Here is a 9,969-nt window from a genome sequence, read left to right as displayed (position 1 = left end):
AAGATGGAGAAAATATTCTGTTTTGCGCAGCAGTCGATGCGGTCCCTGGTGGTTCGGCTGCGGGTATTTATTTGTATGTACGGTATGACAGTGAAGGCATTAAAGCGAAAGAGGCTGATATAAATCCTGCACACATTGTCCGTGAATGCTTAACAAATCCAGTGTGGGGCATTGGTGTTGGTGAGTCTGATATTGATGACGTTTCATTCAGAAAATCAGCGGATACGCTTTATACAGAAAAAATGGGCATGTCGATTAAATGGGATGACTCGACTTCGATTGAAGAATTCATCGATATCATTAAGAAGCACATTAATGCTGAGCTGTATTTTGATAAGTCAGATGCAAAGTGGAAGCTGTATTTAATTCGTGCTGATTACAATGCTAATGACTTAGATCATCTGAATGAAAGTCATGTACAGAATTTAGAGTTTGAACGACGCACATTAGCCGAATGCATTAATTCAGTGACGCTAACTTATTGGGATCGTGAGCGCTCAAAAGACTCAACTGTCACAGTTCAGGATATTGCCCGGATTGCTCAGCAGGACGGTGTTGTTTCACAAAGCGTAGATTATAAGGGCTTTACAAACAACGGACTTGCAAGTCGTGTCGCATATCGTGAGTTACAAACACTGTCTGCAAATCTTGCTAGCGTATCTTTTGATGTCACAGAAAGTCAGGTTCAAGATTGGCATTTGGGCATGCCGTTTAAGTTATCAGATATCAGCTATGGTCTAAGCGGCGCAATTTTCCGTGTCAAAGAAATGCGCTTTGGCGATGGCATTAACAACACTATTTCAATAGATGCCGTTGAAGATTCATTTAGCAGTCCGATGCAATCGATTGTTGAATATGTGCCACCAATTAAAACGAACTATGAAGCAAAAGATGCAACAGCAATCGCATTTGAAGTGCCATATATCGAATTGGTTGAGCAATATGGTCAAGACGAAATCGACGTTAAGCTCGAAAAGAATCCTGATCTAAGTTATGTCGGTATGGCTGCAATCAGACCGAATAATTCACATATTAACGCTGCACTATTTAGTGACGCAGGCGCTGGCTATGACGAAGTTTCAACTCTTGATTTCTGTCCATGTGCTGAACTGAAAACTGCAATTTCTTATACAGATTCGGTTCTTCAACTTCAGAGCATTCGTGAGTTTAATCTCGTCAAAGCGAGCAACCGCCTGCAGATTGGATCTGAACTCATGAGTGTTGTCAGCTTTGATGCTGAAGCAAAAACACTGACAGTGAAACGTGGTGTATTCGATACAGTACCAACTCAGCATTTAGCGGGAGCGATGCTGTTTGTTTGGGACAATCATTCAGGGCTTGATGGTACAGAGTATTTAAGCTGTGAGGCTGTATCACTCAAAGCTTTAACGCAGACAAATGCTGATCAGTTAAGTATTGCAGAAGCAACGGCACATGAGATCACGTGTTCTGCACGTGCTATCCGCCCATATCCACCAGCGAATGTCAAAATCAACGGTGAATATTATCCGGCTGAAATTGAAACAGACTTGGTTTTAACCTGGGCAGATCGCAACCGTTTGCAGCAAACTGGCGGCGAACCATTGGGCTTTTTTGAAGGCGGTATTACAGCTGAGACAGGCACGTTATATCAGCTTGTTCTGATTGAACGTGATGAAAACAATATCGAAGTGCGTACACAAAATTTAAGCATTGGAGCAGTGAATACATACACATTTGCTATTACTGCAATGCATGTAAACACTCGAACGATTCAGATTGTCTTACGCTCGTTACGTGATAGTTACGAGAGTTATCAAGCTTTTGATTATACAGTTGAATTGTCACAATTCTTCAGCGCACCATACGACTTAACAGTTGAGTTTAAAAATGACTAATCGCTTAGAACTGAATTGGAAATTAGATGGTTTTGTTGATGAGCAGCGTTATTACTGCTCTGAGACACCGATTGATCCGCTCAATTTGCCGGTGCCGAAAGTTGTTTTGTCTGGTGATGTACGGACATATACAGATACGGCAATAGATACTGGTAAAACATATTATGTTGCAGTTGGATCTGTGAAAAACAGTGTTGAAAAGTTAAGTGCGGCAATGCATGTGAGTACAGGCGATGCTTATTTTAATGATGTTGATTTACTGATTGTTGCCGATACTGAAGCGAATTCATATATTGATCACTCAAATAATGCTCGCACGATCACAAAACGCGGGTCGATGTGGTTAGAAATGCATGATGGGAAAAAATGTATTCGATTTGATGGTTCAAGCTATGTCTCAGGTAACACAACAAACGGAAGCCTTATTTCTGCAATTAGTGCGCTAAGTACAGGCGATTACACAATTGAAATTATTGCAGCGTACCCTGCTGCACAGACTGGTGGTGCTCGATTGTGGGAAATTGGCACTGAAGATGCAAATAGGACAGCTATATTACCAGCCGGCACTGGCTACAACGGTGAATTGCTTTTAAATAACTCTGTAAAAGCGTCGTACAGTAATATTTATTTTGATGGAGTATTAAGAAATCACACATTGATGCGCAAGGATGGTGTGACAGCATACTATGTAGACGGCATCAAAATTGCTCAAACTACTGATGCTATCAATATATCAGCAGACACAATTACGATTGGCGCAGCATTGGTTTTTAATGGGCCGCTGCAGGGCTGGATGCACGCTTTACGCATCACAAATGCAGCTCGATACAGTGAAACTGGTTTTACGCCCGACTCAGAGTTTCAAAAGTTCTAAGCACCCGAAAGGTGCTTTTTTATTGCCAAAAATTAGGGGAATTTAATGGACGACTTTTCTAAACAAGTCGCTGAATCAGTAAGTCCTTTTTACACAGCCATTGCATCGTTTGTAATGGCTTTTTTAATGGCTTTATTTCGTACAGCTAAGAAACGAGGGCAAGCCGATTGGCTTGAGGCGTTTATGTGCGGATTTTTTGCAGTGGGCTTTTGGTCGTTGACAACATGGCTAGGCTTTCCTGAAATCATTTCAGTGGGTTTTGCATCAGTTGTTGGCTACAAAGGCACGCATTTCGTAAGTAAGAAAATTGATAAGGTGAGTGATGAAACTAATCGATAACTGGAAACAGGCTTGGAAACTCAAGTCAGTACAAGTAGGCGCAGTAAGCGCCTTTTTTTATGCCTTGATTTTATTCGCGGATCAGTTCGTGGGTATCTGGAATCTCATTCCACAAGATGTAAAAAACATGGTGCCTGAGCAATGGAAAGAGGTCGTAGGTTGTTTTGTCGGCGTTGCGATGGTGCTTGCACGTTTGAAAAAGCAACCTGAACTACACGATGTAAATCAATTTGTGACGATTACAGCAGGGCATAGTAATGCAGATCCGGGTGCTGTCAGCGGCAAATATAAAGAAGCTGAATTGGTGCGACAATTCCGAAATGCTGTAGCACATTATCTTGTAGCTGCAGGCCTGTCTTATAAAACTGATGGCGCAGGAACAATTAACCTCCCTCTTACAAATGCTATCGCATTGGCGAAAGGTGCATCGATTGCAATTGAATTTCACATGAATGCATCTGCAAACAGTCAAGCTAATGGAATTGAAACAATTGCACTACCCAAGGATAAGGTCTTGGCTCAAAAACTATCTAAGGCCGTGGCTGATGTTTTTGGATCTCGATTGCGTGGACAGAATGGTTGGATTGATCAATCTAAGTCAGCACGCGGAAAACTCGGTTTTGTTAATGCTGGGGGCTTAATTGTAGAGCTTGGTTTTATATCGAATGAAGCTGAGCTTACTGCATTTCATTCAAAATATTGGTCTGCAGCCAAAGCTGTAGCTCAGGTAATTATTGAACATGAAAAAGCCCTCAAGTGAGGGCTTTTTTAAATCACTCACTAACAATCTCCACACCTTCCCAAAATTCACCTTTCTTCTTAGCTAGAAAAATATCAGCATCCCGAACGCTCATAAAATATTTGGCTTTCTCATAATCGCTGGTCCAATGCCAACCCGATTGATCTGCAAAATTCACTTCTGACAATTCCAAATAATCCAAATCATCTTCTTGTTTTACATAGGAGAGATACTTTTTATTTTTCTTCATAACAATCATAGATTCACCTCACCAGCTATCAACCATATCAGCCCAATCTTGCATCATTTTTCTACGCTCTTCTAAATTTTGAGCGTGATTATACGTGCCACGAACCACATTTTTATCTACATGCGCAAGCTGCAATTCTATCCATTCTGAGCTATATCCGGCCTCATGAAGCAATGTTGATGCTGTAGCTCGAAAGTCGTGTGCTGTAAACTCAAAACCCATAGATCCAAGCGCTCGATTTATGGTGGTTTTGTTCATTATTTTTGATTTATTAAAGACCGAGCAAAACACATATTCATCATTTGATTGTAGTTTTTGACTCTCTAGGATTTTAAAAATTTGATCACTAATTGGCACCAGATGAGTTCTGTTCATTTTGATATTTCGCTCACCTTGATCCAGCTGCTCTTTTGTTGCTGGTGGTATAGTGATTAATCTATTTTCAAGATCAACCCACTCCCAACGCAAGCGACAAACTTCAATTGATCGCATCATTGAATACGTTAAAAGAAGGATGGAGTTTTTCACCATTTCAGTAGAGCGACTGCTTTTTAGCGCATCATTAAAACGTGATTTTTCATCACTCGTTAAAGGTCTTGCGGTTTGCTTTGGAGGACGCTCAACAGTTTGGCCAAGGGATACTGCTGGATTGCTTTCGCAGCGCAGATTGGCGATAGCGTAGTTAAAGATTGAATTCACAAGTTGGCGATTTCGAATAGCCGTGCTTTCACCAGTACCATGATTCATCTGCTTGGATACACGCTTAATTGTATCTTTCTGCATTCTGAGCACATCGTGTGGAGTAATTGTTTTTAAATCTTTACTGCCAAATGCAGGAAATAAATCACGCGCAAAAGCTTTCTCTACGGTAAGCCTAAATGATTCAGATCTTTTATTTTTCTTTACTTCATACCATTCAAGGGCAATATCCTTAAATGTAGATTCTGACTTAAGTTTGGCTTGCTCCTTTTCCTCGAGTCGATATTTAGCTGGATCAATATTCTGATCTAACAGTGTTTTTTGATCTATGGTTTTTTGACGGGCAGTAGCCAGACTTACAACTGGGTATTCACCGAGACTTAACATTGATGCTTTCCCGAGAAAACGATAACGAAAACGCCAGTGCTTTGATCCATTCGGACGCACTTCAATACATAGTCCAGAATGATCTGCCATCCTGTACATTTTATCTCTTGGTTTTAATTGTTTGATCTTGGTATCATTTAGCATAGGTTGTGAGTAACGAAGTGCCGAAAGCTTGTTACTCACAATCTTACTCACATATTCATTTAATGCAATTAGACAATAATTTACGGCAGTTAATGTAAGAATGGGTGTTTAGTAAGGCTAAGTATTTTATTTTTATAACAATTTATAATATTTAACAAATCTGATTCTTTTCGATCATGAGAAGCATTTTAGATGTAACCTTTTGAAATTTATCTAAGTTATTTCTTTACATGCCTGAGTAATCATCGTAATGACTGACTCAGTATATAAGCCCACTGAATAATAAACATTACAAACAGAGGCTATTGGCTAATATAGCATTTATTGCACGCTTTTTTTGGTTTTTATCAAGGTTTTGAATACGCTATTTTTACAGGTTGAAATTGGTTTTAAATGAAGAATAGATATTTGATTTATATATTCATTGTAGATTCATAAAAAAGAGAGGGATCATTTAGTTGATATTTAGAGTGATTAAATTCGCCTCATAAAATCTGATATTTGATTCAAAGAATCAATCATTAAAATAAAATAAGTTTAAATCAATGAAATAATTAAAAAACTTTTAAAAAATAATGATTTAGAAATTAGATGTTTAAAAATGTAGTAATAATGTCTATCAAATTGATTTCATAGGTAAATTTTATCATTTTTTGTGTATTTTTTTTAGCCATAGTGCTGTGCTATTTTAAGGGCGTAAGAATAATTTAAAGATGAACACAATGATAATAGATGAATTATCAAATAAAAAAATACTATTACTTCAGGGGCCTATAGGTTACTTTTTTCGTAATTTAGCTAGGGATTTAAAAGACGTTAATGCAAGTGTTTATAAAGTAAATTTTAACGGTGGGGATGAATTTTTCTTTAAAAATGGATGGAATTTTAATGGGGAAATGTATGAATTTTCATCATATATTCAGCAGTTAGTAAAGCAGTATGACATCGACAGCATTATGTTGTTTGGGGATTGTCGGCCTATACATCGTTTGGCACGTGCAGCGTTGTCAGAATTTGAGTTGGAATGGTATGTATTTGAAGAGGGCTATTTGAGGCCGAATCACATCACCTGTGAAAAAGGTGGGGTGAATGGTTTTTCAAGTGTACCTAAGCGATTTCAACAATATCTCCAGCATCATCAAGAAGATCACATTATTGCAGATGATGTTGTGGAATTAGGGCGTACATTTTGGTATGCCGCATTTTGGGCAGCCATTTATTACATTATGGCGAGTTTAAAGTCCAAGCAATATCCGTTTTACCAGCACCATCGGCCACTGACAATTGCCGAATTTTGGCCTTGGTTAAAAGGTGGGATTCGTAAATATCAATTTAAATTAAAAGAAAGGCGTATTGAGAAATATTTATTAAATTTCAAAAAGAAAGATTATTTTTTAGTGCCTTTGCAAACCCATAACGATGCACAAATTGAATTTCATTCTAATTACAGTGGAATTGAAGAATTTATTGAAGAAGTGATGTATTCATTTGCCCATCATGCACCTCAAGATACGCTTTTAGTGCTAAAGCAGCATCCATTTGATCGTGGATACCGTGAATATACGCAACTTATACAGCAACTGGCATTGCAGTTAAACATCAGTTCTCGGGTTTTATATATTCATGATCAGTATTTGCCTGATTTACTTGAAAATGCACGTGGCGTGGTCGTGATTAACAGTACTGTAGGAATGTCTGCAGTAGAATCTTTGGTTCCTGTGAAAGTCTGTGGGCGTGCGGTATACGACATCGAGCCCATGACCATGCAATGCCATATAGATAGGTTTTGGCAACAAGCTTTGGCATGGAATGTGGATGAAAAAGTTGTACAGAAATATCTGTATTTTTTACAACACACCACGCAGTTTAACGGTAGTTTTTACAAAAAAATGAGTGGATGTCAAAACCAAACAGGCGTGGTTTGGTCAAAAGTTAAAGTAGAAATATACAAGAAAAATCGTTCAACAAATCCATTGTTGAATGTGAAATAATTGAATTAATAGGAAAATAAAAATGTTATTAAAACCCGTCATACTCTCAGGAGGTTCAGGCAGCCGTTTATGGCCTTTATCTAGAGAAAAAAACCCTAAACAATTACTGAAGTTATTTAACGAAAAGACCTTATTACAAAATACCGTGGGCCGTATTTCGGGTTTGGAACAATATTTTGCGCAAATCTCCACACCACTCATTGTAGGGAATGTGGACTATCGTTTTATTGTAGAAAATCAATTAAAAAGTATGCAATCTATTGCACATTGTATTTTAGAGCCTGTTTCGAGGAATACAGCGCCAGCGCTTACCGTCGCGGCGTTTAAGTCAATTGAAAATGGCCTAGATCCTGTGCTGTTAGTGATGCCAGCAGATCACGCAATTTCCAATATTGAGGCATTTGAAAAGGCTGTGCATATTGCAGCAAAAAAAGCTGATGAAGGTGCAGTTGTTTGTTTTGGTATAACACCACATGCAGCAGATATTGGTTTTGGTTATATTAAAACACAAAAAAATGATCAAACTGGTATTCACCAACTTGAGAGGTTTGTAGAAAAACCATCTTTAGAAATTGCCAAACAATATGTGGCTTCTGGCGAATATTATTGGAACAGTGGTTTATTTGTATTAAAAGCAAGTGTATGGCTTTCACTTATCAAACAAGCCAATCTTGCAATTTACACCGCCTGCGAAGAAGCATTTCAACTCTCTACAAAAGTAGATGCATTTACGATTTTAGATAAACCAAGTTTTGAAAAATCAGAAGATGATTCGATTGACTATGCCGTGATGGAAAAATTAGGGCAAGGGGCTTTTTCACATGTACCAAGTTATGTTGTGCCATTTGATGTAGATTGGTCGGATGTGGGGGGGTGGGCTGCGGTATGGGAAATTAGCCAGCAGAATGAACAAGGAAATGTGCTCAAAGGTGTCGACCCAACGCTTGTGCATGCGTCCAAAAATAATTTGGTCTACTCTTCGAATAAGCGTGTGGTTTCTCTTTTAGGTGCAGAAAATTTAATTGTGGTAGACACAGATGATGCGCTATTTATTGCTGACCGTGAGAACCTAAATGAAATGCGCGCACTGGTGAAAAAAATAAAAGATCACTATCCAGCGCTCATGGAAAATGGTCGCAAAGTTGATCGCCCATGGGGAACCTATGATTCAATTGATAAAGAACAAAACTTTCAAGTGAAACGAATCGTGGTTAATCCTGGTGAAAAACTCAGTCTACAAATGCATTATCACCGTGCGGAACATTGGATTGTGGTACGTGGAACTGGACGAGTCACTTGCGGTGAAAATGTATTTTTATTAACGGAAAATGAGTCGACTTATATTCCAATGGGAGAGGTTCATCGTCTTGAAAACCCAGGAAAGGTTCCATTAGAAATAATTGAAGTGCAATCAGGACATTATCTTGGTGAAGATGATATTGTGCGCATAGAAGATAATTATGGTCGTTGTGGTTAAGCACAGCTAAAACAATAGATTTGCGGCGAGAGGACCTTACCGCAAATGGTGATAAAAATTTAAATTTTTAAAATTAGAGTAATGCTAGCGCATGTTGAAACAGAAACGTTTATCGTGGTCATTTGTACTGATTGTGATTATTCCCTCAGTATTTTCAATTATATATTTTGGTCTTATCGCATCAGACCGCTACGTATCTTCTTCAAGTTATGTCATACGCAGTCCACAAAAAACCGCCTCCGCAGGAGGCTTATCCGCTTTTTTACAAAGCTCAGGCTTTGCCCGTTCTACGGACGATGCCTATGTAGTCAATGATTTTATGATGTCGCGTGATGCGGTTACCAAACTGCAGAAAGAGCTTGATCTTAAAAAAATCTATACCCATGCTCATATCGATTTTTTAAGCAAATTTGATGGTATGGGTTTAGATAATACGATGGAAAATCTTTATAAGTATTATCAAGATCGTGTGAAAGTCACGATGGAGTCCACGTCTTCGATTTCTACACTTGAAGTCCGCGCATATTCAGCAGAAGAGGCATATAAGATAAACAATAAGCTGCTCAATATGGCGGAAGATCTGGTTAATGGCTTAAATGCGCGTGGCCGTCAGGATTTAATCCGTACATCGGCTACAGAGGTGGTGGTTGCTCAAAAACGTGTAGAAGCTATTTCAGCAGAGCTGGTGAAATTTAGAAGCAAAAATCAAATTTTTGATTTGGAGAAACAAGCTACTATTGATTTGCAGCTGGTTTCTAAATTGCAGGATCAGCTGATTTTGGTGCAAACCCAAATTGCGCAAGTGCAGCTGGTGACACCAGAAAACCCGCAAATTTCAATTTTAAAAGAACGTGAAAAAAATCTGGAAAATCAGATTTCCAAAATCAAGGGTCAAATGCTCGGCAATGGCAACAGTTCATATAACAATAAATCGATTGAATATGAGCGCCTCATGGTGGCCAAAGAAGTGGCGGTGAAACAGCTTGCTGGTGCTATGGCGACATTGGAGCAAAATAAAAATGAAGCTGAGCGCAAACAGCTGTACTTGGAACGGATCGCACAGCCTAATATGGCGGATGCAGCCATTGAGCCAAAGCGCTTTAAAAATATTATTTCCACGATTTTGATCTCATTAATTTTATGGGGAATCTATAGTTTACTGGCAGCAGGTGTAAGAGAGCATCAAGGTTAA

The 9,969-nt window shown here is 38.7% G+C and carries 9 protein-coding genes; 7 read left to right on the top strand and 2 right to left on the bottom strand.

Translation table 11 applies throughout. The annotated features are described in order from the left end of the window. The 4 genes from HYG93_RS17165 to HYG93_RS17150 form a co-directional block, all read left to right on the top strand. Positions 1-1,877, top strand: a 1,877-nt coding sequence (locus HYG93_RS17165; protein ID WP_178962712.1) for a phage tail protein, incomplete at its 5' end; no start/stop codon positions are given. Then, entirely contained in the window at positions 1,870-2,751 is an 882-nt protein-coding gene (locus HYG93_RS17160; RefSeq protein WP_178962711.1) for a hypothetical protein, read from the top strand. The genes HYG93_RS17165 and HYG93_RS17160, both read left to right, overlap by 8 nt. 45 nt (positions 2,752-2,796) lie before the next feature. Further along, positions 2,797-3,090, top strand: coding sequence for a phage holin family protein (locus HYG93_RS17155; RefSeq protein WP_131275820.1), 294 nt, complete (start codon positions 2,797-2,799; stop codon positions 3,088-3,090). Further along, positions 3,074-3,850 carry an N-acetylmuramoyl-L-alanine amidase gene (locus HYG93_RS17150; RefSeq protein ID WP_178962710.1) on the top strand — a complete coding sequence of 259 codons (777 nt, stop codon included), beginning with the start codon at positions 3,074-3,076 and terminating at the stop codon, positions 3,848-3,850. The genes HYG93_RS17155 and HYG93_RS17150 overlap by 17 nt, the downstream gene beginning before the upstream one ends. Before the next feature lie 13 nt (positions 3,851-3,863). Here HYG93_RS17150 and HYG93_RS17145 read toward each other — a convergent pair whose 3' ends face one another. Then, positions 3,864-4,088: a hypothetical protein gene (locus tag HYG93_RS17145; RefSeq protein ID WP_178962709.1), complete on the bottom strand. Its 225-nt coding sequence runs from the start codon at positions 4,086-4,088 to the stop codon at positions 3,864-3,866. 9 nt (positions 4,089-4,097) lie between these two features. Further along, positions 4,098-5,309: an integrase arm-type DNA-binding domain-containing protein gene (locus tag HYG93_RS17140; RefSeq protein ID WP_178962713.1), complete on the bottom strand. Its 1,212-nt coding sequence runs from the start codon at positions 5,307-5,309 to the stop codon at positions 4,098-4,100. Between the two features lie 896 nt (positions 5,310-6,205). Here HYG93_RS17140 and HYG93_RS17135 point away from each other — a divergent pair. From HYG93_RS17135 to HYG93_RS17125, 3 genes are all read left to right on the top strand, one after another. Next, a complete protein-coding gene (locus tag HYG93_RS17135; protein WP_147396030.1) occupies positions 6,206-7,300 on the top strand; it encodes a capsular biosynthesis protein in 1,095 nt (364 codons plus the stop codon). Positions 7,301-7,322: 22 nt separating this feature from the next. After that, the gene (locus HYG93_RS17130) at positions 7,323-8,777 is read left to right on the top strand and encodes a mannose-1-phosphate guanylyltransferase/mannose-6-phosphate isomerase (RefSeq protein ID WP_117007303.1); all 1,455 of its coding nucleotides are present in this window, start codon (positions 7,323-7,325) and stop codon (positions 8,775-8,777) included. Positions 8,778-8,868: 91 nt separating this feature from the next. Further along, complete coding sequence (locus HYG93_RS17125; RefSeq protein WP_106986293.1) at positions 8,869-9,969, top strand: hypothetical protein; 1,101 nt, start codon at positions 8,869-8,871, stop codon at positions 9,967-9,969.

The organism is Acinetobacter sp. SwsAc6 (assembly GCF_013391565.1).
Taxonomy (GTDB): domain Bacteria; phylum Pseudomonadota; class Gammaproteobacteria; order Pseudomonadales; family Moraxellaceae; genus Acinetobacter; species Acinetobacter cumulans.
Note: the sequence above shows the minus strand (reverse complement) of the source record. Positions and strands in the feature narration are given on the sequence as shown.